This is a genomic window from Isoptericola halotolerans, from assembly GCF_003003075.1.
Lineage (GTDB): Bacteria > Actinomycetota > Actinomycetes > Actinomycetales > Cellulomonadaceae > Isoptericola > Isoptericola halotolerans_A.
Map to the genome: position 1 here is coordinate 70,754 of NZ_PVTX01000006.1, position 23,599 is coordinate 94,352.

19 protein-coding genes and 1 tRNA gene are annotated in these 23,599 nt (G+C 74.2%); 11 read left to right on the plus strand and 9 right to left on the minus strand.

From position 1 onward, the window contains the following. Window positions 1–19: 19 nt before the first annotated feature. The 4 genes from BCL65_RS09845 to BCL65_RS09860 all read right to left on the minus strand — a co-directional run bounded on the left by BCL65_RS09845 (window position 20) and on the right by BCL65_RS09860 (window position 3,559). Window positions 20–1,273: an MFS transporter gene (locus BCL65_RS09845; RefSeq protein ID WP_106267544.1), complete on the minus strand. Its 1,254-nt coding sequence runs from the start codon at window positions 1,271–1,273 to the stop codon at window positions 20–22. Then, on the minus strand, window positions 1,266–1,769 hold the full coding sequence (locus BCL65_RS09850; protein ID WP_106267546.1) for a MarR family winged helix-turn-helix transcriptional regulator: 504 nt from the start codon (window positions 1,767–1,769) through the stop codon (window positions 1,266–1,268). Before BCL65_RS09850 ends, BCL65_RS09845 begins: the two co-directional genes overlap by 8 nt. A gap of 137 nt (window positions 1,770–1,906) precedes the next feature. Then, window positions 1,907–2,806 carry a hypothetical protein gene (locus BCL65_RS09855; protein WP_106267548.1) on the minus strand — a complete coding sequence of 300 codons (900 nt, stop codon included), beginning with the start codon at window positions 2,804–2,806 and terminating at the stop codon, window positions 1,907–1,909. Window positions 2,807–2,962: 156 nt separating this feature from the next. Continuing rightward, window positions 2,963–3,559 (minus strand): TetR/AcrR family transcriptional regulator, encoded by a 597-nt coding sequence (locus BCL65_RS09860; RefSeq protein ID WP_106267830.1) that lies wholly within the window; start codon window positions 3,557–3,559, stop codon window positions 2,963–2,965. 240 nt (window positions 3,560–3,799) lie between these two features. On the opposite strand from BCL65_RS09860, the gene BCL65_RS09865 reads away from it, so the two are divergent. The 8 genes from BCL65_RS09865 (at window position 3,800) to BCL65_RS09900 (ending at window position 12,586) form a co-directional block, all read left to right on the plus strand. Beyond that, a tRNA-Gln gene (locus BCL65_RS09865) sits at window positions 3,800–3,871 on the plus strand. A 96-nt stretch (window positions 3,872–3,967) separates the two neighbouring features. Beyond that, complete coding sequence (glmU, locus tag BCL65_RS09870) at window positions 3,968–5,599, plus strand: bifunctional UDP-N-acetylglucosamine diphosphorylase/glucosamine-1-phosphate N-acetyltransferase GlmU (protein ID WP_106267832.1); 1,632 nt, start codon at window positions 3,968–3,970, stop codon at window positions 5,597–5,599. A gap of 44 nt (window positions 5,600–5,643) precedes the next feature. Beyond that, complete coding sequence (locus BCL65_RS09875; protein ID WP_106267550.1) at window positions 5,644–6,627, plus strand: ribose-phosphate diphosphokinase; 984 nt, start codon at window positions 5,644–5,646, stop codon at window positions 6,625–6,627. Window positions 6,628–6,956: 329 nt separating this feature from the next. After that, on the plus strand, window positions 6,957–7,559 hold the full coding sequence (locus BCL65_RS09880; protein WP_106267552.1) for a 50S ribosomal protein L25/general stress protein Ctc: 603 nt from the start codon (window positions 6,957–6,959) through the stop codon (window positions 7,557–7,559). A 181-nt stretch (window positions 7,560–7,740) separates the two neighbouring features. Next, window positions 7,741–8,343 carry an aminoacyl-tRNA hydrolase gene (gene pth / locus BCL65_RS09885; RefSeq protein WP_106267554.1) on the plus strand — a complete coding sequence of 201 codons (603 nt, stop codon included), beginning with the start codon at window positions 7,741–7,743 and terminating at the stop codon, window positions 8,341–8,343. A 115-nt stretch (window positions 8,344–8,458) separates the two neighbouring features. Then, the gene (locus tag BCL65_RS09890) at window positions 8,459–9,604 is read left to right on the plus strand and encodes a glycosyltransferase (protein ID WP_106267556.1); all 1,146 of its coding nucleotides are present in this window, start codon (window positions 8,459–8,461) and stop codon (window positions 9,602–9,604) included. A gap of 16 nt (window positions 9,605–9,620) precedes the next feature. Continuing rightward, window positions 9,621–11,351, plus strand: a complete 1,731-nt coding sequence (locus BCL65_RS09895; protein ID WP_106267558.1) for a CpsD/CapB family tyrosine-protein kinase — start codon at window positions 9,621–9,623, stop codon at window positions 11,349–11,351. Next, window positions 11,348–12,586, plus strand: coding sequence for a glycosyltransferase (locus BCL65_RS09900; RefSeq protein WP_106267560.1), 1,239 nt, complete (start codon window positions 11,348–11,350; stop codon window positions 12,584–12,586). Before BCL65_RS09895 ends, BCL65_RS09900 begins: the two co-directional genes overlap by 4 nt. On the opposite strand, the gene BCL65_RS09905 is transcribed toward BCL65_RS09900, so the two are convergent. The 4 genes from BCL65_RS09905 to BCL65_RS09920 are packed head-to-tail and all read right to left on the minus strand — an operon-like array spanning window position 12,546 to window position 19,259. Beyond that, window positions 12,546–14,780 carry a glycosyltransferase family 4 protein gene (locus tag BCL65_RS09905; RefSeq protein ID WP_106267562.1) on the minus strand — a complete coding sequence of 745 codons (2,235 nt, stop codon included), beginning with the start codon at window positions 14,778–14,780 and terminating at the stop codon, window positions 12,546–12,548. The two genes, BCL65_RS09900 and BCL65_RS09905, sit on opposite strands and share 41 nt — an antisense overlap. Continuing rightward, window positions 14,780–15,916, minus strand: a complete 1,137-nt coding sequence (locus tag BCL65_RS09910) for a glycosyltransferase family 4 protein (protein WP_106267564.1) — start codon at window positions 15,914–15,916, stop codon at window positions 14,780–14,782. Before BCL65_RS09910 ends, BCL65_RS09905 begins: the two co-directional genes overlap by 1 nt. After that, window positions 15,913–17,244, minus strand: coding sequence for an O-antigen ligase family protein (locus tag BCL65_RS09915; protein ID WP_106267566.1), 1,332 nt, complete (start codon window positions 17,242–17,244; stop codon window positions 15,913–15,915). The genes BCL65_RS09910 and BCL65_RS09915 overlap by 4 nt, the downstream gene beginning before the upstream one ends. After that, window positions 17,241–19,259 (minus strand): glycosyltransferase, encoded by a 2,019-nt coding sequence (locus BCL65_RS09920; protein ID WP_106267833.1) that lies wholly within the window; start codon window positions 19,257–19,259, stop codon window positions 17,241–17,243. Before BCL65_RS09920 ends, BCL65_RS09915 begins: the two co-directional genes overlap by 4 nt. A 201-nt stretch (window positions 19,260–19,460) precedes the next feature. On the opposite strand from BCL65_RS09920, the gene BCL65_RS09925 reads away from it, so the two are divergent. The 3 genes from BCL65_RS09925 to BCL65_RS09935 are packed head-to-tail and all read left to right on the plus strand — an operon-like array spanning window position 19,461 to window position 22,998. Beyond that, window positions 19,461–20,489, plus strand: a complete 1,029-nt coding sequence (locus tag BCL65_RS09925) for an NAD-dependent epimerase/dehydratase family protein (protein ID WP_106267568.1) — start codon at window positions 19,461–19,463, stop codon at window positions 20,487–20,489. Then, the gene (locus BCL65_RS09930; protein ID WP_106267570.1) at window positions 20,486–21,790 is read left to right on the plus strand and encodes a class I SAM-dependent methyltransferase; all 1,305 of its coding nucleotides are present in this window, start codon (window positions 20,486–20,488) and stop codon (window positions 21,788–21,790) included. The genes BCL65_RS09925 and BCL65_RS09930 overlap by 4 nt, the downstream gene beginning before the upstream one ends. Beyond that, the gene (locus BCL65_RS09935; protein ID WP_106267571.1) at window positions 21,790–22,998 is read left to right on the plus strand and encodes a class I SAM-dependent methyltransferase; all 1,209 of its coding nucleotides are present in this window, start codon (window positions 21,790–21,792) and stop codon (window positions 22,996–22,998) included. Before BCL65_RS09930 ends, BCL65_RS09935 begins: the two co-directional genes overlap by 1 nt. Here BCL65_RS09935 and BCL65_RS09940 read toward each other — a convergent pair. Continuing rightward, on the minus strand, window positions 22,985–23,536 hold the full coding sequence (locus tag BCL65_RS09940; RefSeq protein ID WP_106267573.1) for a dTDP-4-dehydrorhamnose 3,5-epimerase family protein: 552 nt from the start codon (window positions 23,534–23,536) through the stop codon (window positions 22,985–22,987). The genes BCL65_RS09935 and BCL65_RS09940 overlap by 14 nt on opposite strands. Window positions 23,537–23,599: the final 63 nt, after the last annotated feature.

Below are 23,599 nucleotides of genomic sequence, written 5' to 3' on the forward strand. Positions count from 1 at the left end.
CGACACGCCGTTGAGCCGATCAATCCGGCGGCGTGTCGTGCACCCACAGCGAAGAGGGAGTGCGCGGCCGCGCCGACGCGACCCACAGGGTCACCGCCATGATCGCCAGCAACACCGCCACCACGAGCAGCGGCGCCGTCCAGCCACCGGTCGCCTCGTGCACCGCGCCGAGCACGGTCGGGGCCGTCGCCGCGCACGCGTAGCCCGCGGTCTGCACGACGGCGGAGGCTCGCCGGGCGGTCGCCACGGACGGCGAGCGCTGGGCGATCAGCGTGAAGATCACCGTGAAGTTGCCGCCCTGCGCGGCGCCCGCGAGGCACACCCAGAGCCACCAGGCGCCCGGTGCGACCAGGAGCCCGACGGGCAGCGAGAGCCACATGACCGAGAGCCCGGTGGCCACCGTCCGCGCGGAAAGCCTCCCGACCATGCCGATCGGCACGAGGAAAGCTCCCGCCACGGCCGCGAGCTGGAAGGGAGCCGCGGCCCCGCCTGCCGCCGCGGCGTCGATCCCGAGCCGGTCGGCGAGGATCGCCGGCAGCCACGCCGTCATCGCGTAGTACCCGGACGCCTGCCCGGCGAACGCGAACGCCAGCAGCACCACGAGCCGCCGTTGTGCACCGAGCGCACCGGCCGTCGGCGCAGCGGTGGCCGACGGCGGTGCCCCGGCGTGGCGGGCGGCGAGCGCCCGACCCGTGGGAACCCACACGGCCAGTGCTGCCACGGCGAGGAGCCCCCAGCCGGCCAGCGCCCACTGCCACCCGAAGACGACCGCCAGGGGGACGGTGAGCAGGGTGGTGAAGGTCGAGCCGACGTTCATCGTGGCGGTGTAGGCGCCGGTGACGGCGGCTGCGCGCCGCTGGAAGTCGCGGGCGATGACCACCGGTACGGCGACGTTCCCGAGCGTGATGCCGAGTCCGAGCACGGCGGTTCCGGCGAGCGCGGTGGGGACGGATCCGGTGGACCGCAGCAGCGTCCCGCCCAGCACGCCGAGCAGGGCGAGCAGGATGGTCCGTTCGGGACCGAGCCGGCCCACTAGCACCGCCGCCGTCGGGGTGAACAGGGCGAAGCAGAGCACCGGGACGGACGTCAGGAGCCCGGCGCCGGCGGAGGACAGCCCGAGCCCGGCGGCCACCTGGTCGACCACGGGTGGCAGGGACGTGATCGGGGCGCGCAGGTTGAGCGCCACGAGGAGGAGCGCGCCGAGCGCGCCCCAGCCGGCGCTGGTGGTGAGGACGTTGCCGGGGCGGGTGCCGCCGTCGGAGGCGCTACGCATCGAACTGCGCACCGAGGGTGCGCAGCAGGTCGGCGAGGCGGGGTCGCTCCGTGGCGGGCAGGGCGTCCAGCACGCGGGTCTCGACGTCGAGCAGGTCGCTCATCGCGGCGTCGACGCGGCTGCGACCGGAGGCGGTGAGCTGGACGAGCACGCCGCGGCGGTCGTCGGGCGAGCGGTGCCGCTCGACGAGCCCGCGGCGCTCGAGGCGGTCGATCCGGTTGGTCATGGTGCCGCTGGTCACGAGGGTCTGCGCGACCAGGGTGCCCGGGGAGAGGCGATAGGGGTCGCCGGCGCGACGCAGCGCGGACAGCACGTCGAACTCCCAGGTGTCGAGCTCGTGGCGGGCGAACGCGCCGCGCCGCGCACGGTCGAGGTGGCGGGCCAGCCGGCTGATCCGGGAGAAGACGCTGAGCGGCTCGACGTCCAGGTCGGGTCGCTCGCGCTGCCAGGCCGCGACGATGCGGTCGACCTCGTCCCCGGTGCGCGTGCTGTCCATGCGACGAGACTATCGCGGGTCTCTCGACATCAAGACTCTTGACGCGCACCCCCCGACTGCTGTGGGTGCACGACGCGCCGTCTCGCAGTGCTGGCCAGCGGCGTGTCGTGCACCCACAGCGGGGAGGGGGGCGGGGATCAGCGGGCGCGGAGGGCGGCACGGACGCGCGCGACGACGGGGCGCAGGTCGCGCAGGTCGTCGCCGACGACGACGATGACGATCCAGCCGAGCTCCTCGAGACGCCGCCGGGCGCGGACGTCCTCGCGCCACTGTGCGCGGTCGGTGCGGTGCTGGTCACCGTCGTACTCGATAGCGACACGCTCGGCGGGGTAGACCAGGTCCACGCGCTTGACGTAGCGGCCGTCGAGGTCCGTGACGACCTCGTTCACCTGCGGGCACGGCAGACCGCCGGCGACCAGGCCCAGTCGTGTCACGGTCTCCGGGCCGGAATCGGTACCCGCCCGCAGGCGCGGGATCTGCTCGCGTACCTGGGCGATGCCCTTGACCTTGCGCGTGCGCTCGGCCAGGTCGGCCAGCCTCGCGACGGTGGTGAGCGGGCGCTGGCGGCGCATCATCGCGTCGCCGAGGACGACGACGTCGTCGGGGCGGCGCAGCCCGACACCGACGTGCACGAACGTCTGCGCCGCCGTCGTGACGAGCAGGCCGTCGTGCTCGACGACCTCCAGGAACGACTGCCGGGAGCGGTGCGCGACCACGCCGTCGTACCGCGGGCGTTCCTGCTGCCGGGCGGTGACCACGTGGAGGGTGTCGTCGTGCTCCAGCGTCCAGGGGCGTTCGACGCCGAGCAGGTCGAGCGCCGTCGTGTGCGAGAAGGCGACGTCGGGACCGAGGCGTTCGGCGAGCGCGCGGCAGGTGTCGGCCAGGCTCTCCGGCGCCACCGCGGAGCGGACCCCGCGGAACGGGGTCGCCAGCTCGGACGAGCGGAGGCGGTGGCGCGGGACGCCGCGACGGACGGCGTCGGACACCAGGAACGGCCGGTCGAGAGGGATGCGCGGGTCGAGCGGTGGGGGAGGCATGGGCACACGGTGCCCGTGCGCCCGGCGCCGCGGGAGGGCCGATCCCGCATCTGTGGACAACCCCGTGACCCCGGCGTTGTGGGTGGACGACACGCCGGTTCGGGCTTCGGCCGAGCGGCGCGTCGTGCACCCACAACGGCGAAAGGTGGGGGCGGGTCAGGGGCCGATGAGGCCGGGCTTGCGCTCCATGCCCGCCAGGCCGTTCCACGCCAGGTTCACCAGGTGGGCGGCGACGTCGGCCTTCTTCGGCCGCCGCGCGTCGAGCCAGTACTGACCGGTCAGCGCCACCATCCCGACGAGCATCTGGGCGTACAGCGGCGCGATCTTCGGGTCCAGCCCGTTGCCCTTGAACTGGTCCGCGAGGATGTGCTCGACCTGCGCGGCGACGTCACCGATGAGCGACGAGAAGGTGCCGGTCGCCTGGGCCACGGGGGAGTCGCGCACCAGGATGCGGAAGCCGTCCTCGGACGCCTCGATGTAGCCGAGCAGGGCCAGGGCGGTCCGTTCCACCATGAGCTTGGGGTGGCCGCCCTCGGCCAGCGCACCGGTGAGGGCCGACGTCAGGCCCTGCACCTCCCGGTCCACGATGACGGCGTAGATGCCCTCCTTGCCGCCGAAGTGCTCGTACACCACCGGCTTGGAGACCTCCGCCGTGGCGGCGATCTCCTCGACGCTGGTGCCGTCGAACCCCTTGGCCGCGAAGAGGCCCCGGCTCACCGCCAGGAGCTGCTCCCGGCGCTGGCTCGCGGTCATCCGGGCACGCGGGGCACGCTTGGACGCGCGGGAGTCGGCAGGCATGGGTCCATCATGCCTGGTCCGTGCCGGCCACCCTGTGGCCCGCACCACGTCGCACCGGCGTCCGGTTCGCCCGGATGTGCGCGAGCCACCCCTGGCGACCTGGCAGACTGGGGCCCGGACGCGTGACGGCGGTGCGCAGCAGGTGGGCGGTACCGCGTGCTGCGGGGAGGATCCCGGACCGTCGTGGCGCACCGATCCGCCTTGGTGTAATCGGCAGCACACGGGTTTTTGGTGCCCTTGGTCCAGGTTCGAGTCCTGGGGGCGGAGCTCGCGACACCCGACAGAGACGGAGCACCGGTGGTTCCCACGGCCCCCCAGGGCGACCTGCACGCAGCCCACGGTTCGACGCCCGCGACGCACGGCATGCCACGACCGGCCGCCGTCGTCGTCCTCGCGGCGGGGCAGGGGACCCGCATGCGGTCCGCCACCCCCAAGGTGCTCCACGCCCTCGGCGGCCGCTCGATGCTCGGCCACGCGATGACGGCCGCCCGCGAGCTCGACCCGGTCCACGTCGCCGTCGTGGTGCGCCACGAGCGGGAGCGCGTCGCCGCCGCGGCGCTCGAGATCGACGAGGCCGCCCTGGTCGTCGACCAGGACGAGATCCCCGGCACCGGCCGGGCCGTGCAGTGCGCGCTGGACGCGCTCGACGCGCGCGCCCACGCCGCCGTGGCCGCGGGCCTGGACACCACCGCGGTCGTGCACGACGGCGGGGAGCACCCGCTCGGCGACGGCCTCGACGGCGCGGTGGTCGTCCTCGCCGGGGACATCCCGCTGCTCGACGGCGCCGCGCTGGCCGAGCTGCTCGACGCCCACCACGCCGACGGCAACGCCGTGACCATCCTGACCACCGAGCTCGAGGACGCCACCGGCTACGGCCGCATCGTGCGCGAGCAGGGCACCGGTGACGTCGTCGCGATCGTCGAGCACGCCGACGCCACGGCCGAGCAGCGGGAGATCCGCGAGATCAACTCGTCGGTCTACGTGTTCGACGCCGCGGTGCTGCGCCGCGGGCTCGGCGGGCTGGGCTCCGACAACGCGCAGGGCGAGGTCTACCTCACCGACGTCATCGCCTCCGCCCGGGCCGAGGGTGGGTCCGTGCGCGCGCTGCTCAGCGACGACCCGATGCTCGTCGAGGGCGTCAACGACCGCCTCGCGCTGGCCACGCTCGGTGCCGAGCTCAACCGGCGGATCCTGGCCGACTGGATGCGCGCGGGCGTGACCGTCGTCGACCCGGGCACCACGTGGGTGGACGCGGACGTCGAGCTCGCCCAGGACGTCACCCTGCTGCCCGGTACGCAGCTGCACGGGGCCACGCGGGTCGAGTCAGGCGCCACCATCGGCCCGGACACCACGCTGACCGACGTCGAGGTCGGCCCGGACGCGACGGTCGTGCGGACGCACGGCTCGCTGGCCGTGATCGGCGAGGGCGCGAGCGTGGGGCCCTTCGCCTACCTGCGCCCCGGCACGGTCCTGGGGGCACGGGGCAAGATCGGCACGTTCGTCGAGACGAAGAACGCCGAGATCGGCGCAGGCTCGAAGGTGCCGCACCTGTCGTACATCGGGGACGCGACGATCGGCGAGCAGAGCAACGTCGGTGCGGCCTCCGTGACGGTGAACTACGACGGCGTGCACAAGCACCGCACCGTCATCGGCTCGCACGCGCGGACGGGCGCGGACAACATGTTCGTCGCGCCGGTCGCCGTGGGCGACGGGGCCTACACCGGAGCCGGCAGCATCATCACGCGCGACGTGCCCGCGGGCGCCCTCGGCGTGAGCCGGTCCCAGCAGACGAACGTCGACGGCTGGGTCGAGCGCCGCCGCCCCGGCACGGCTGCTGCCGAGGCGGCCGCGCGGGCGAACGGCGCCGGCGAAGGGTCCGACGCCCTCGGCGCGCAGGCGCAGCGCGAGCTGGCCGAGCACAATGCCCTCACCGGGGCCGTCCCGGTGGTGCCCGACGACGACGCCGGGTCGCCGGAGTCGTCCGAGTCCGCCTGACACCGCCCGCACCTGTGCCCTCGTACGAAGGAAGAGCCCCCCTGATGAACACCTCCATCCCCGGTACCGGAGAGCGCAACCTGGTCCTCGCCGCGGGCCGGGCGCACCCCGAGCTCGCCGACGCCGTCGCCGAGGAGCTGGGCATCGGCCTGCTGCCCCTGTCGGCGTACGACTTCGCGAACAGCGAGACGTACGTGCGCTTCGGCGAGTCGGTCCGTGGCGCGGACATCTTCCTGCTGCAGAGCCACACCGCACCGGTCAACCAGTGGCTGATGGAGCACCTGCTCATGGTCGACGCCGCCAAGCGTGCGTCGGCCCGCACGGTGACCGCCGTGACGCCGTTCTACGGCTACGCGCGCCAGGACAAGAAGTCGCGGGGTCGCGAGCCGATCTCCGCGCGTCTGGTCGCGGACCTGCTGCGGACCGCGGGGGCGGACCGCATCATGAGCGTCGACCTGCACACCGCGCAGATCCAGGGGTTCTTCGACGGCCCGGTCGACCACCTGTGGGCGATGCCGCTGCTCACCGAGTACGTGCGCACCCGCGTCGACACCTCGAACGTGACCGTGGTGTCCCCGGACGCCGGGCGCATCCGGGTCGCGGAGCAGTGGGCGGAGAAGCTGGGTGGCGGGCCGCTGGCGTTCGTCCACAAGACCCGCGACGTGACGCGGCCGAACCAGGCGGTCGCCAACCGCGTCGTCGGCGACGTCGAGGGCCGCGAGTGCGTGCTCGTCGACGACCTCATCGACACCGGCGGCACCATCGCCGAGGCGGTCAAGGTCATCATGGCCGCCGGTGCGAAGTCCGTGGTGGTCGCCGCGACGCACGGCGTGCTCTCCGACCCGGCCGGTCAGCGGCTCAGCGAGTGCGGCGCGTCGGAGGTGGTGGTCACCAACACCCTGCCCATCGCGCCCGAGAAGCGGTTCGACGGCCTGACGGTGCTCTCCATCGCGCCGCTCATCGCCCGGGCGATCCGCGAGGTGTTCGACGACGGATCCGTCACCTCGCTGTTCGACGGCAACAGCTGAGACGAGGACGACAGCGCTGCGGGCGGCAGCCGACTTCCCTCTGTCCCGTCCCTCCGGGTACAGTAGTCAGGTTGCCTCGGCGAGGGACGTCTGACGGGCGCCGGCTTTTCGCAAGAATCGCCCGCAGAGCTGGATCCGTCGGATTTCCGTGATCGACTGGGCGGCTGCCGGTAGGGCGCGCACCGCGCCGACCGTGCGGCGCCCACGATCGCGTCCGTCACGTGTCCCACGCCGACGCAGCCGCCCGTCCGCGCCGGTTCCCCATCGCGGACAGCCGATGGCTCCCTCTGGTCGTCGGCACGCACAGACTCATCGCAGGAGTGATCCACATGGCCGAGATCAAGCTCGCCGCCGAGGCCCGCACCGAGTTCGGCAAGGGGGCCGCCCGTCGCGCCCGCCGTGCCGGCAAGATCCCCGCCGTCCTCTACGGCCACGGCGCCGACCCGGTGCACATCAACCTGCCGGGCCACGAGACGATGCTCGCCGTCCGTCACACGAACGCGCTCATCGGTCTCGACGTCGACGGCGAGAGCTACCTCTCGGTCGTGAAGGACGTCCAGCGGCACCCGGTCCGTCCGGAGATCGAGCACATCGACCTCCTCCTGGTGAACAAGGGCGAGAAGATCGCCGTGGACATCACGGTGCACGTCGTGGGCGAGTCCGCCCCGGGCTCCATCCACCTGGTCGAGGAGCAGACGCTGTCCGTCGAGGCCGACGCCACCAACATCCCGGAGTACGTCGAGGTCTCCATCGAGGGCCGCGAGGCGGGCGACCACATCGTCGCCGGCGACGTCCAGCTGCCCGCGGGCGTCGAGCTCCTCACGGACGCCTCCTACACCGTCGTGACGATCACCGAGCCGCGTGGCGAGGAGTCCGCCGACGAGGAGTCGGCCGCGTCCGCCGCCCCCGAGAGCGGTTCGTCCCCCGAGTGACCCTCGCCTGACGAGGTAGCAGCACCCGAACGCCCGACGGCGGCCACGCGCCGCCGTCGGGCGTTCTGCGTCGTGCCGACTAGGCTCCGACGTTGTGGGCGGAAAATCTGTGTGCCCATAAGCGGATAAAAAGCATGTTTCGGGCCAGTTTTCGCGCCCACAACACGAAGGAGCAGGTGGGATGGCCGACAGTCCGTGGCTCGTGATCGGGCTCGGCAACCCCGGACCGAAGTACGCCGGCAACCGCCACAACGTGGGCCAGATGGTGCTGGACCTGCTCGCCGAGCGCACCGGCAGCCGGTTCGCGAAGCACCCGCGGGCGCAGGCCGTGGTCACCGAGGCCCGGCTCGGGACGCTGCCCGGCGGCGCCCCCGGACCACGCGTCGTCCTGGCCAAGCCGACCACCTACATGAACACCTCCGGCGGCCCGGTCTCGGCACTGGCGCAGTACTACGGGATCGACGCCGACCACGTGCTGGCGGTCCACGACGAGGTGGACATCCCGTTCGACACCCTCAAGCTCAAGGCGAGCGGGGGAGAGGGCGGGCACAACGGCCTGCGCGACATCTCCAAGGCGTTGGGCACGCGCGACTACTTGCGGGTCCGCGTCGGGGTCGGGCGCCCGCCCGGCCGGATGGACACCGCGGACTACGTGCTCCGGGACTTCTCGGCCACGGAGCGCAAGGACCTGCCGATCCTGGTCGACGACGCCGCCGACGCCGTCGAGATGGTCGTCACCGAGGGGCTGCTGGCCGCGCAGGGGAAGTACCACCCGAGGGCCTGACGTGTGCCGTGGGCGCCAGTTTCACCCGCTCGTCCTGCCCTGATTCACCCGCCGACGGCGGCCTCGGGCGACCGACACCTGCCTACGCTGGTTGTCGGTCCGCGAGGGAGGGCACATGACGACAGGTGTCGCGCTCGCGCACGACTACGCGACGCAGCGTGGCGGCGCCGAACGGGTCGCGCTGCTGCTCGCGGAGGCGTTCCCCGGTTCGCCCCTGTACACGACGCTGCACGACCCCGACGGGACGTTCCCGGAGTTCGACCGGCTCGACCTGCGCACCTCCCGCCTCGACCGGTCGGGCGTGCTGCGCCGGAACCACCGTCTCGCCCTGCCCCTGCTCGCCGGCGCCGTCGACGGACAGCGGGTCGACGCCGACGTCCTGGTGGCGTCGTCCACCGGATGGGCGCACGGCTACCGGGGCGCTCGTCGGACGGTCGTCTACTGCCACGCCCCGGCCCGTTGGCTGTACCAACGGGACCGCTACCTGGGCCCCCCCGGAGGGGGCCTGGCCCGCAGCGCGCGACGCGCCGTCGTCGCGGCCGGCCTCGGAGCCGTCACCCCCGGGCTGCGACGCTGGGACGCCGCGGCCGCGGGCCGGGCCGACGCCTACCTCGTGAACTCCACCGTCACCCAGCGCGCCGTCCGCGAGGCGTACGGCATCGATGCCGAGGTCCTGCCGCCGCCGCCCGCGATGCTGCCCGTCGGTCCCGAGCAGGAGGTGCCGGCCCTCGAGCCCGGATTCCTGCTCTGCGTCGCACGGCTGCTGCCGTACAAGAACGTCGACGTCGTCATCGAGGCGGCACAGGCGGCGGGCCGCGAGCTGGTCGTGGTGGGCGCCGGACCGGACCGCGCTCGCCTCGCCACGCTCGCAGCGCGCAGCGGCGGTACCGGGCGCGTGCACCTGATGGGTCGCGTGGACGACGCGACGTTGCGCTGGTTGTACCGCCACGCCTCCCTGCTCGTGGCGGCCTCGTACGAGGACTACGGGCTGTCTCCGCTCGAGGCCGGGGCGTTCGGCCGGCCGAGCGTCGTCCTGCACGACGGGGGATACCTGGACACGGTCGTCGCCGGGGTCAACGGGGTCTTCTTCGACGCGCCGCGCGCCGACCTCGTCGCCGCCGCGATCGAGCTCGCGGCATCGTCCCGGTGGGACGAGGGGCGCATCGCCGAGCACGTGGACCGGTTCTCGGCCGCGCGCTTCGAGGAACGGCTCCAGGCCGTCGTCGCTGAACAACGCACGACGGCCGGTGCGGGCCGATGATCGGGAAGGACGCCCCATGACCATCAGAGAGTTCCTGCGCACGGTGTGGACGGCCAAGTACCTGGTGCTGGCCGCCGTCGTGGTGGTCGTGGCCGGCGCGCTGGTTTACCTCGACCGCCAGGAGACGATGTACAGCGCCAGCGCCGAGGTGCAGGTCCTCGGGGTGCAGACGGCTCAGGGCAGCAGCGAGGAGCTCGTCGAGGTCACGGTCGACACCTCTGCCGACGACGCCCTGGCAGCACCGGTCCTGGAAGCGGCGGCCGAGGAGGTGGGGGAGACCTCCGCACCCGATCTCTCGGCGGTCGTGACCGTCGGCGGCGACGACGAGGACGCCTCGGTCGTCACGGTCAGCGCCGAGACGACCGATCCGGCGCGCTCGGTGGCGATCGCGAACGCCGTCGCCGCGGCGTACGTCGCGCACGTGCCGGTCCTCCAGGAGGAGCAGCTCGCCATCCTCGACGAACGCCGCGACGTTCTCTCGGAGCAGCTCGAGGGCGTCACCGAACGGATCGAACGCCGGCCTGAGGACCCGCTCGCCCTCGCCGAGCAGGACACGATCGTGACGGAGTACACGACGCTCACCGAGCGCTTCAACACCCTCGGGTCGATCACCGAGCCGGCCGAGGTGGTCGCGCCGGCCGAGGGAGCGACAGAACTCGGGCCGGCCCCCGCGGTCGTCGTCGCCGTCGCCGCGCTGGTGGGACTGCTCGCCGGCATCGGGCTGGCCTTCGCCCGACGTGGTCTCGACTTCCGCGTGCGCACGACCAGCGAGGCCGCACGGCTCGCCGACGCCCCGGTGCTCGCCGAGCTCTACTCCGTCCGCGATGCCCGACGAGACTTCGCCGCGTCGCAGATGCTGCCCGTCTCGAGCAAGGTCGCCACGCCGTTCACCGAGTCCATCCGAGAGCTGAGGACCTCCGTGCAGGTCTCGCTGGACTCGTCCGAGCCGATGGTCATCGCCGTCACCGCGGCGGACCCTCATGCCCCACGGTCCTTCATCGCTGCGAACCTCGCGGCGTCCTTCGCGCTGAGCGGCCGGCGGACCATCGCCGTCTCCGCCGACCTGCGCCGCCCACAGCTCGACCGGATGCTGCCGTTCCCGGACGGCTGGCACGGTGGACGGAAGGGCGTGCGGGGCACGAAGGTGCCCAACCTCGGTGTCCTCACGATCACCGAGGACGCGATGGACCCCGCGGACTTCCTCGCGACCGCGCGGGCGACGGCGATGATCGACGGCCTGCGGGAACGGGCGGAGGTCGTGGTCATCGACGCACCGCCGGTGCTCGCCGCCGCGGACGCGACGATCCTCGGGCGGTACGCCGACGGCGTGGTGCTCATCGCGTCCGCGGGCCGGACGGACGCCGCCGTGCTCCGCGAGGCGGCCGAGCGACTCCGGACGACGAACGTCCGGCTCACGGGTGTCGCGCTCGAGGGGGTCAAGAGCGACCGCAGGATGCTCTACGCCTCGACGTACGGCGAGGACGACGGCGCCCCGTCGCGGGTGCGCTCGCTCGTGCGCCGCTCGGACCCCGCGCCGGTACCCGACCAGGAGAGTGCGGCGGCCGAGCCCGCGACGGCAGGGCCGGCGCCGTCGTCGAACCAGGTCCCGGCGTGGGACGCCGTCGTCACGCCGCGTGAGGGGAGCACGAGCAGCAGCGCGGCCGACCGGTCCGCCGACAGCCCGGCCGTCGTCGGGGCAGGCAGCGCTCCCGAGCCGGTGGACGGACCCCGCCCGTCCCGTCGGTGAGCACGGCCCCCGGTCACGGCCCGCCGCCCGCCCCCGTGCGGGTGCTGGTGCTGGACCACACGGCGGCACCCGGCGGTGCGGAGCTCGCGCTGGTGCGGCTCTGCGCGACGCTCGGCCCGGACGTCAGCGTCCGCGCCGTGCTGTTCGCCGACGGACCCCTGCGCCCCGCTCTGCAGGCCGTCGGTGTGCCGGTCGACGTGCTCGAGCTGGATCCCGAGGTGGCGACGGTCGGCCGTCGTGACGTCCTGCGCGGCGGGCTCGGGGGGCTCCGACGCGTCCGGGGCACGGTGTCGTTCCTGGTCCGGCTGGTCCGCCTCCTGCGGCGCCTGCGCCCTGACGTGGTCCACACGACGTCGCTGAAGGCCGACCTGCTCGGGACGCTCGCTGCGACCCTGGCCGGACGACCGGTCGTCTGGTACGTCCACGACCGGATCGCCCCCGACTACCTGCCGCGCCCGCTGGTCTCCCTCGTCCGTGTCGCCGCGTACCTCCCTCGCGCCCTCATCGCGAACTCCCGGGCCACCGCGCGGACGCTGCCGCGGCACGCGACCATCGCCTACCCGGGCTTCTCTGCCGACCAGATGTCACCGGACGCACCACACGACGGGCCGCACGACACGCCACACGACGGGCCACACGACACGCCGCACGACACGCCACGGGACGCGCCCGTGGTGGGGATCGTCGGTCGGGTCAGCCCGACGAAGGGGCAGCTCGAGCTCGTCCGCGCGTTGCCCGCCGTCCTGGCCAGGTATCCGCGGGCGACCGTGAGGGTCGTGGGCGGGGCGCTGTTCGGCGCCGGGGACCACGCCCGCGAGGTCCGGACCGAGGCCGAACGGCTCGGTGTCGACGCCCACGTCGAGTGGGCAGGGCACGTCGAGAGTCCGGCCGAGGAGCTCGACCGGTTCGACGTCTGCGTCCACGCGTCCCCGGTTCCCGAGCCCTTCGGGCAGGTGGTCGTCGAGGCGATGGTGCGCGGGGTACCGGTCGTCGCGACCCGGGCCGGCGGCGTGCCGGAGATCCTGTCCCACCCGGACGGCGATCTCGGGGTGCTGGTCGAGCCCGGCGACGTCGACGCGCTCGCGGCCGGGGTCCTGGCGGTCCTGGACGATCCCGTCGCGGCGCGTGAGCGGGCGCGGCGGGCGCGTGAGGTGGCCGTGGAGCGGTTCGCCGTGGGACGGACCGCGGCGGTGGTCACCGCTGTGTGGCGCCGCGCCGCCGCAGGGCGTCGATGACCCCGGCCATCCGAGCCGCCTGGTCGCGCCAGGTCGGGATGTCGTCCGCCCCTCCGCCGTCCGCGGGCCGGGGGCCCTGCAGCACCCCTCGCACCGCGGCGGGGAAACCGGCGGCGTCGCTGCTGGTGACCAGCGGGTCGGTGGCGTCCCGGAAACCGGCGACCGGCGTGGCGACGACGGGTCGGCGCACCGCCCGGTACTCGTAGAGCTTGATCGGGTCGAGACTCCCGGTGAAGTCGTTGACGAGGTGCGGGACCAGCAGCACGTCGGCGTGCTGGAGGTAGGCGGGCACGGCGGTCCAGGGCCGGGGGCCGAGCAGGACGACCCCGGCGTCCCGCAACGTCGCCCGTACGGCGGGTGCGACGTCGACGACGGGTCCGACGACGACGACCGTCGCCTCCCCGGCGACGGCCCGGGCGGTCCGGACCAGGAGCGGGACGTCGAACCGGTCGGGGTGGACGGTGCCGAGGTACACGGCGACGGGTCCGTCGGGCAGGTCGGACGGCCGGGCGACCGGTGTCCGGTACCGTGCGACGTCGACCCCGTTGGTGACGAGGAGCGCGTCGTCGCCACCGAGCTCTCGGCGTCGTCCGCCCTTGGTGCGGAGCAGGTCCGGCGAGCACACGGTCACCGCGACGCACCGGCTCAGCAGCAGGTCCTCGTCGGCGTCGAGCCGTGCGCGTTCGGCAGGCGTGCGCTCGGCGGCGGCCCAGTCGTCCGTGACGTCGTAGAGCGCCGGCCAGCCGCTGGACCGCACCAGGGTGGCCGCGGCCGGGTCGTTCACCCAGAGCACCGGCGCGTCGAACCCGAGGGTGCGGGCGGCCCGCCGGACGCCGCGTGCGAGGCGCTCGTCGGCGCGCGGGTCGATGCGCCGGGGCAGCAGCTTGGTCGGCTGGTACAGCCGCAGTCGATCAGCACCCGGGTCCCCGGCGGGCGGTCGGTGCAGTCCGCGGCCCGCGCGCGGCCGCGACCGCCGGCTGAGCTGGTGCAGGGGGTCGGCGGGCGGTTCGACGAACAGGACCCGCAGGTCGGGGTCCGTCCGCAGCAGCTCGGTGACCAGGTGCTGGTTGCGTCGTCGGACGAGGTCCCAGTCCTCCAACGAGACGACCACGACGTCGTGCCCGGTGCCCGGCTGCGGTCGTGCCCCCGCACGCCGGGCGGACCCCAGCACCTGGCGGTACACCGCCTCTGTGGCGGACGCCTGCGCCGCGGGCGAGAAGTGCCGGTGCTGACGCTGCCTCGCGGCCCGGCCGTAGGCGTCACGACGCTCCGGGGAGGCGGCCAGCTCCGCCAGGTGCTTGCCCGCCAGGGTGGGGTCCTGCGGCGGGTAGCAGGCCAGCGGGTCGAGGCCCTCGAGCAGCTCGACGTGCCCCCCCGCGCCGGCGGCGACGACGGGCAGCCCGTCCGCCATCGCCTCGAGGACGCTCAGCCCCAGCCCTTCGACGGGACAGGGCGCGAGGAACAGCGCCGCCTGCGACATCAGCGCGTCGACGTCGGCGCGCTCCCCGAGGAACGTCACCGACCCGCTGAGCCCGAGCCGGTGCGCCTGCTCCTCGAGAGCGGGTCGTCGTGAGCCGTCGCCCGCCACCAGGAGCTGCCACCCGCCGGCCGCGAGCCCGGAGCTCGCGAACGCCTCGAGCCCGACGTCGGCACGCTTCTCCGGCTCGAGCCGCTGGGCCATCAGCACCACCGGGAGCCGCTGCGCGGCCACGGGGCCGTCGGGGCGCCCGGGGATCCCGGGGGGAACCACGGTGCTGGCGCCGTCGACGTGGGCAGCGACGTACTCGCTGATCGACAGCTGTGCCCGGACCGTCCTGCGCGCCAGCGCGGCGGCCAGGCCCCCCAGCGGTCCCGACCCTCGCGGGCGGGCGAAGTGGCGGGTGGCCACCACCGGGGGGAACCGGCCCGGCAGCGTCGTCCAGGCGGCGAGCGCCGCCGCGACCTCGGCGGCCGTCATGTGCGTGTGGACCACGTCGGCGTCGGTGGCGGCCCGCAACGCCCGGACCACGTCCGCCGTGGTCGCGGCCGGGACCAGGCGGACGGACGGGTCGGCGACCGCCGCGGCCATCCGTTCGGTGGCGCCCCCGACGACGCGCACGTCGTGCCCTGCTGCGGCCTGGGCGGCGGCGAGGCGGGACACGTGCCGCTCGACCCCGGCGAAGCCGTCGGACCGGACGGCGTGCACGATCCGCATCAGCGGGCCGCCGTCCGGTCGGTGCCGCGGGCGAGCGAGCGGAACAGGTCCAGGTACTGCCCGGCCACGCGGCCCCACGTGTGCGCCTCGGCCTCCCGGCGCGCGGCTCGCCCGAGCGCCGCCCGTTCGCCGGGGGTCGCTGCGCCGATCGCCGCGACGCCCCGTCGCACGTCCTCGACGGTGCGATCGACGAGATATCCGTCGACGCCGTCGCGGACCACCTGGGGTGCGTAGCCGACCGGGGTCGCCACGACCGGGACACCGCACGCGAGGGCCTCGAGCACGACCAGGGCGTTCGCCTCGTACGCGCTGGGCAGGGCGAGGAGGTCGGCGCCGTGCAGGAACGGTCGGGAGTCCACGACCTGGCCGGCGAGGTGCACGCGGTCGGCGATCCCGAGCCGGCTGACGTCGCGGCGCAGGGCGTCGAGCATCGTGCTGGTGCCTCCCACGACCGTGACGTGGACGCCGGGCAGGTCGACGACGGCCTCGAGGACCAGCGGGAGCCCCTTGCGGGCGAACTCGTGCCCGACGAACACGACGTTCGTCGCGCCGTCGGGAAGGCCGGCCCGTGCGCGCCGGCGTTCCGCGGCCGTGGGTGGTCGGAACCTCTCGACGTCGACGCCGTTGCCGATGACCTGGGTCCGCGCCCGCACCCGGGAGTAGGTGCTGACCAGCGCGTCGCGCTCGGCCGGCGTGAGGTTCACGACGACGCGGTGGGTCCCGCTCCGGTAGCGCCAGGTGTCGCGCACGGACGTGAACAGGTGCAGCGGGTTGCGCAGCATGCGCCACGCGTAGCCTCCGCGCGCGGCCATGGCCACGCGGAGGATCCCGTGGTTGACGTAGACGTCGCCGGCGAGGGCGTCGTTGTGGCACACCCCGACCGTGCCCGGTTCACCGGCGAGCCTGCGCCGCGCGAGCACCGACCCGACCGTGGAGAACCACACCACCCGGCCGAGCAGGACCAGCCGGCCGCGCAGGCCGGGGCCGGGCTCGGGGAGCCAGCCACCGCCCGCGTCGTCCAGGGTGAAGCGGTCCACGTCCACGCCGGCCGCACGCCACTCCTGCTCGAGGTGATGGGCCACCGCACCGACACCCGTCCCGGGGCCGATGGTCGGGGCGATCTGGAGGATCTTCATCGGGCCGCCATCTCCTGCACCGACCGCAGCTCGTCCACGGGCAGTGCCTGACCGGTCTGCTCCCGCGCCTCGCGGCGCGCACGGGCGTAGTCCTCGGCGCCGAGGCAGACGCCGATGACGGCGAACGGCACGGACACCACGACCGCGGTCCAGAACAGGTCGAACTGCCCCTGGATCAGCCGCATCAGCAGGATCGAGAACGCGAGCGTGCCGAACCGCGGATCGATCCGCCAGAGCACGATCAGCCCGCCGAGGAACAGCACGAGGAACCCGGCGAGCCCCGCGATCCCGGCGGAGGACAACATCTCCAGCTCGGCGTTGGGGGGCTGGAACACGAACTCCGTGCGGTCGGCCGTCCACCAGCGCAGGCCCACGCCGAACCACGGGCTGCTCTGCCAGACCTCGATGGCGTCCTGGTACCAGGTCAGCCGCTGGTTGGCGGAGTTGAACTCGTTGTCCTGCGAGAGCTGCTCCTGCACCGCGCCCCACACGAAGTAGATCGCGGGGATCGCGGCGAGCAGGATGAGCTTGGAGCGCTTGCGGTCCGGGTCGGCCCGCAGGGTGATGAGGATGACGCCCACGGCCAGGCCGACGAGCGCCTGCCGGGCCTGGGACGCGAGCACCGCCAGGGAGCAGAGCCAGAAGGCCGACTGCGCGAACCACCGTGGCCAGCCGACCCACCACGGCCGGGCGTACGCCACGAGGGCGGCGAAGGCCACCACGGACCCGATGAGGTTCTTGTGCATCGGGTAGGGCCAGTCGAGGTAGACCGGTCCGGTCGCTCCGGCGGCGAGCTGCTGCACCGCGACGAGGCAGGTCAGGGCGGAGATGGCGAGGCACACCCCGAGGAACAGCGAGAGGGCGAGCCGCGCCCGCCCGGCACGCCCCACGGCCCAGCCCACGACGAGCGCCCCACCCACGGACAGCCAGGCGTGGAACCACTCGACGGTGTTGGACTGGTAGGGGTTGACGATGACCGTGAACAGCGTGCCGACCTGGTAGACGGCCGAGAGCCACAGCATCGAGCGCATCGGTCGGGAGTAGGGGCGCGGGGCGAGGAACAGCGCGAACCAGAAGGCGGCGAAGAGCGCGAAGTCGGACATCGACAGGTCGAGAGCGCCGCTGCCGACGCGTTCGACGACGACGAGCGCCGGCATCGCCAGGACCGGCAGCGCGACCGGTTCGTAGAGCGTCAGGCCGACGACGAGCACCAGCGCCGCCGCGGCGACGGCGAACGGTGCGTAGTCCGGGACGAGGGCGCCGACGCCGACGAGCACCACCGTCACCGCGGCGACCCCCGCGAGCCAGGCCATCGAACGCCGGATCACGAGGCCCCGACCGCTCGGGCGGACGTCCGGCGCAGCAGCGCTTCCGTGCGGGCCGGGCCCCGGACGTAGGACCGCAGCCGACGGCGGGCGGCCGCGCCGCGTTCCCCGTCCAGCAGCACCGCGCGGGACACCGCGCCCACGACGGCCCCTGCGCGCGCCACCTGCCAGCCGAGGGCGCCGTGGTGCTTGCGCAGGAAGTGCTCCTGCGAGGCGTGGAAGTGGACGTCGCGCCGGCCCGGGTCGTCGCTGGTCGCTCCGCCGAGGTGCAGCGCCTGGACCTCGGGGACGACGGCGTGCCGCCACCCGGCCTGGTTGGCCCGGTAGGCCCAGTCGGTCTCCTCGGCGTAGAGGAAGAACCGTTCGTCGAAGCCGCCCACCTCGTCCAACGCCTCTGACCTCAGCAGCAGCACCGACCCGATGACGAAGGACCGCGCGGCGGGAGTGCGGCGCAACGCACCGAACCCGAGCGCCTCCACCCACGTCGCCGTCGGCGAGGGGTAGGGCCACACCACCCGCGCCGGCGAGCCGTCGGCACCGACCTGCGCCGGGCCGACGCTCGCCGTCCGCGGCCGGGCGTGCAGGGCTGCCTGGAGGGCGACGACGTCGTCGGGGCCGACCACGGCGTCCGGGTTGAGCAGGAGGACGTCGGCGCCCGATTCCTGCCGGTGCGCGAGGGCGTGGTTGACGCCGGCGGCGAAGCCCCCGTTGCGACCGGGGTCGAGGTAGCGACCGCCGAGGCCCTCGGTGATCTCCTGGATCTGCGGCATCGAGGAGTTGTCGACGACGGTCAGCGTGAGCTTGCCGGCCAGCGGCTCGAGCGCCGTGCGCACGAGGTGCGGCGCACCGTAGGCGACGACGACGACCTCCGGCGGGGCCGGTGCGGCGGTCACGACGTCGCTCGGGGTCCGGGCGGAGGTCACCTCGCTGTAGAGGTCGTGGTAGCGCCGGGCGACCTCCTGCCACGAGCACGACGCCGCGCGGTCGGCCCCCGCGGCCCGCAGCCGGCCGGCGAGCCCCGGCTCGTGCCGCACACGCAGCAGCGCGGACCGCAGGGCCGGCGGGTCGTCGGGCGGCACGAGCAGTCCGGCGCCGCCGACGACGTCGGGCAGCGCCCCGGTCTCCGTGGCCACCACGGGGACTCCGCACGCCATGGCCTCCACCGCGACCCGGCCGAACTGCTCCGTCCAGCCCGGCGTCTCGCGGGACGGCACCACGAGGACGTCGAGCGTGCGGTAGAACGCCACGAGCGCGTCGCCGTCGAGCGCCCCGTGGAAGCGCACGTCCAGTCCCGCCGTCCGGGCCTGGTCCTCCAGCCTCCGGCGGACCGGTCCGTCCCCGGCCAGCTCGAGCCGGAGGTCAGGTTCTCCCGCGACGGCCCGCAGCAGGACGTCGACACCCTTGTGGTCGGCGAGGCGCCCGGCGTAGCCCACCCGCCACGGGCGTCCGCCGTCCTGCGACGGGACCGGCGCGGCGGGGGAGAAGTGCGCCGGGTCCACGCCCAGGGGGATCGTCTCGACCCGACCGGTGGCGCCCTTGTCGGTGCAGATGCGCCCCGCCTGCTCGTTGCAGACCGACACGCCCGCGGCGGTCCGCAGCGCGTGGGCCTCGAGCCAGCGGAAGGGCCACGGGTAGCGCTTGCGCAGGTTCTGCGCCGAGTACAGGACGACGGGCGGTGCCGGGCGCCGACCCAGCAGCGCCCGGAGCCGGCGCAGGGCCAGGACCTCCGCCGTCGCCAGCGCGAACGGTTCCTCGTGGACGTCGACGAGGTCCCAGTCGTGGCCCAGCGCGCGCCACAGGGCGAACGGGTCGTAGACGAAGAGCGCGGGGTGCCGACCGGCGGTCCGCACCCCGCGGACGGGTTCGCCCGGCCGGGCGACCAGCCGGACTCGCGAGCCCCCCTCGTCCCACGAGCGCGCCGCCAGCAAGCGGACGTCGACGCCGCGGCGGCGCAGCGCGCGCTCGCGTTCGCGCCACGCGTCGACGACAGCGCTGTGCGACACGCGGAGGACCTTCATGACGACGATCGTCCCCTGCGCGCCCGGACCGTGGAACGGAGGTGCCGGTGAATCACCCGGTGCGCGCCCGAACTTCACCCGTGCCACCGTGCCGCGGTTCACCCGGCCGGGGCGCTTTTCCACCCGCTCCACGCCTGTCCTGCCCTCGAGGCTTCTGGTTACTGTCGACGCGATGCCGTTCCGTGACCGGAGGAGACTGCCATGAGGGTTCTTGTCGACGGCGACCGAGGTTATGTCGGTGCCGTCCTGGTACCGCTCCTGCGGGCCCACGGGCACGAGGTCGTCGGCCTCGACGTCGGGTGGTACGACGGCTGCGACTTCGGGACGCCCGCCGCGGACTACGAGCAGCGCACCGGCGACGTCCGGGACGCGCGGCCGGAGGACCTCGAGGGCTTCGACGCGGTGGTCCACCTGGCGGCGATCAGCAACGACCCGATCGGGCACCTCGCGCCGGACGCGACGTTCTCGGTGAACGCGGGCGGAGCGGTCCACATGGCCGAGGCGGCGAAGGCCGCGGGCGTGCCGCGCTTCCTGTTCTCGTCGTCGTGCTCCCTGTACGGCGCGGCGGGGGACGCGCCGGTGGACGAGCAGAGCCCGTTCCACCCGGTCACGCCGTACGGCGAGTCGAAGGTACGCGCGGAGCAGGGGATCTCCCCGCTCGCGGACGACTCGTTCAGCCCCACCTACCTGCGCAACGCGACGGCGTACGGGTCATCGCGGCGCCTGCGGGCCGACATCGTCGTCAACAACCTCACGGGCACGGCGTTCACGCGGGGCGAGGTGCGGCTGCAGTCCGACGGCTCGCCGTGGCGGCCGCTGGTGCACGTCCAGGACATCGCGCGGGCCTTCCTGGCCGCGCTCGAGGCGCCGCGTGAGGTGGTGCACGACCAGGCGTTCAACGTGGGCCGCGACGAGGACGTCGTGCAGATCCGCACCGTGGCCGAGCAGGTCGCCGACGTCACCGGGGCGCCCGTGACCTTCGCGCCGGGGGCGGGGGCCGACGCCCGCAACTACCGCGTCGACTTCGGCAAGATCCGCAGCCTGCTGCCGGCGGCCGACCCCCGCTGGACCGTGCGGGACGGCATCGAGGAGCTGTGGCGGGACATGCGCCAGCGGGGCCTGACCACCGAGGACTTCGAGCAGACGTTCGTCCGGCTGCACCGCATCCAGGAGCTGGCGGCCGCCGGTCGCCTGGACCTCGCCTCGCTGCGCATGGTGGTGGCGGCATGACGGCGACGGCGTCCGCGGCGGCCGCTGCCAGGACTGCGGCCTCGGCGTCGGTGCCGGCGTGCCGCCTGTGCGGCGCGGAGCTGACGCGCACGTTCGTCGACCTCGGCATGTCCCCGCCGTGCGAGGCGATCCTGCGGGCGGACCAGATCGACCAGGGGGAGACCTTCTACCCGCTCAACGTGCGGATCTGCATGCAGTGCCTGCTGGTGCAGCTCCCCGCCTACGTCGCCGAGACGGAGATCTTCGACGACTACGCCTACTTCTCCTCGTTCTCCACGAGCTGGGTCGAGCACGCCCGCCAGTACGTCGAGAAGGCGACCGACCGGCTCGGCCTCGACGCCGGGTCGTCGTTCGTCGTCGAGGTGGCGAGCAACGACGGCTACCTGCTGCAGCACGTGCAGGCGCAGGGCATCCGCTGCCTGGGCATCGAGCCGTCCCGCACGGTCGCCGAGGCGGCCGTGGCGAAGGGGATCCCGACGCTCGTGGAGTTCCTCGGGGAGCAGAGCGGCCGCACGGTCCGCGCCGAGCACGGACCGGCCGACCTCGTCGTGGCGAACAACGTGTTCGCCCACGTGCCCGACATCGTCGACTTCGCGAAGGGGCTGCGGGCCCTCGTGGCCGACGACGGCCGGGTCACGATCGAGATCCCGCACCTGCTGCGCCTCATCGAGGGCAACGAGTACGACACGATCTACCACGAGCACTTCTCCTACCTGTCGCTGCTGACCACGCAGCGGGTGCTCGCGGCGGCCGGGCTCACGGTGGTCGACGTCGAGGAGCTCGCCAGCCACGGCGGGTCGCTGCGCACCTGGTCGGCACCGACGGAGACTGTGGAGTCCGGGCGCGTCGTCCCGACGGCGGCGGTCGCCGAGGTGCTCGCCGCCGAGGCCGACTTCGGCCTGCACAGCGTCGAGGGGCACGACGGGTTCGCCGAGCAGGTGGCGCAGGTGCGCGACGACTTCGTGTCGTTCCTGCTGGACGCACGCCGCGCCGGCAAGCGGGTCGTGGCCTACGGGGCGCCGGGCAAGGGCAACACGCTGCTCAACCACTGCGGCGTGCGGGCCGACCTCCTGGAGTTCGCGGTCGACCGGAACCCGTACAAGCACGGCCGGTTCCTGCCCGGCACGCACATCCCCGTGCACGCGCCCGAGGCGCTCGACGCAGCACGACCCGACTACGTCGTCATCATGCCGTGGAACCTCCGGAAGGAGATCTCGGCACAGCTCGCCCCCGTCGCCGACTGGGGAGGGAAGCTGGTCGTCGCGCTCCCGCACCTCGAGGTGTTCGAGCCGGGGACGTGATGGGCGCCCGGCCGGTCACGTCCTGGCGGTGCCGGTGGTGCGGAGCGGACGACGGCTCCGTCGTGCTCGACCTGGGCGAGCAGCCCGCGGCCGACGCGTTCCCTCCCGCCGGGGCCACGGGAGCGGACGACGTGTACCCGCTGCGGATGGTCCTGTGCGCCGGGTGCGGCCTGGCCCAGCTCGAGGAGGACCCGACCGACGCCGACGAGCCGCGAGGGATCGAACCGGCAGCCCTCGTCGCGCAGGCCCGTGAGGCGGTCGACGACCTCGCCGCCGCCGGCCTGGCGGCCTCGGGTGCCCGCGTGGCCGAGCAGCCCAGCCCCCACGGCGGATCCTGGCTGGGCCAGCTCGCCGAGCGCGGCCTGACGGTCGTCCCGGACGAGCCGGGTGCCGACGACGAGGAGCGGGTCGACCTCCTCGTCGACTCGCTCGGCATGATGCACGACGCCGACCAGCGGGCCGCCCTCGCGGACCGCGCCGACCAGCTCGCCCCCGAGGGGGTGCTCGCCCTGCACGTCCACCCGCTCGGCACGATCCTGCGCACGAGCGCCTGGAACGCGCTGCGGCACGGGCACTACGCCTACTACTCCGTGACCTGGCTCGTGCGCGCCGCCCGGGAAGTCGGCGTCGTGCCGGTGGGGCTGTGGCGGTACGCGCTGTACGGCGGCACGGTGGTGCTGGCTCTGGTGCCGGCCGGGTCGCGGCGTGCCGCCGAGCACGCCGGGTCCGCGGCGCTCGCGGACCTCGACCAGGTCCTGGACGACGAGCGGGTCGCCGGGGTGACCGACCCGGACGCCGTGGGACGGTTGCAGGCCGAGGTCACCACGACGGCGACGGCGCTGCGGGCGTGGGTGGACGACCACCGCGCGGAGGGGATCGTCGGCTACGGAGCGGCCTCCCGGGCGGTGGCGCTGCTGGCCGCGGCAGGGGTGACGGGTCGCGACGTGCGCGCGGTGGTCGACGCGTCGGCCGCGAAGAGCGGCCTGTCGATGCCGGGGACCGCAGGGGCCGACGGCGCACCGCGGATCCCGATCGTCGAGCCGGCCGCGCTGGGCGGGCTCCGGCCCCGATGGGTGGTGCTGTTCGTCCCCGACCTCCTGGACGAGGTGCGCCGGGCCTACCCGGAGGTGGAGGCGTCCGGCGGGAGCTGGGTCGTGGCCGAGCCCGCTCCGGTCGTCGTCGCCCCCGACGGGATCACGACGCGCTGAGGCGACCGGTGAGCTGCGCCCACGACCCGGCGGCGCGGTCGCGCGCGCTGACCGTCGTGATCTCCGCCGGCCAGGCGATGGCCAGGTCGGGGTCCAGATGGTGCACGGCGACGTCCTCCGTGGGGTCGTGCTCGGCGTCGATGCGGTAGCAGACGTCCGCCGTCGGCGTCAGGGTCTGGTGGCCGTGGAGGAAGCCCCGCGGGATGTACAGCGACACGAAGGTGTCGTCGTCGAGCACGACCGACTCCGCCTGGCCGAACGTCGGTGACCCGGGTCGCGCGTCCACCACGACGTCGAGCACGGCGCCGTGGGCCGCCCGGACCAGCTTGGCCTCGCCCGACCCCACGCGTCCGTGCATGCCGCGCACGACGCCCTGGTGCGAGCGGGACTGCGAGTCCTGGACGAACGCCGCGGGGTCGATGCCCGCCTCGCGCGCCGTGGCGTCGTCGAACGTGCGCGTGAAGAAGCCGCGCTCGTCGCGATGCGGGGTGGGCACCAGGCGCAGGAGCCCGGCGAGGCGGGTGGTCTCGACACGCATGGCTCGAGGCTAGGCGGTCGGCCTGCGAGCAGCCAGCGGGCACCCGCCCGGACTGCTCCTCAC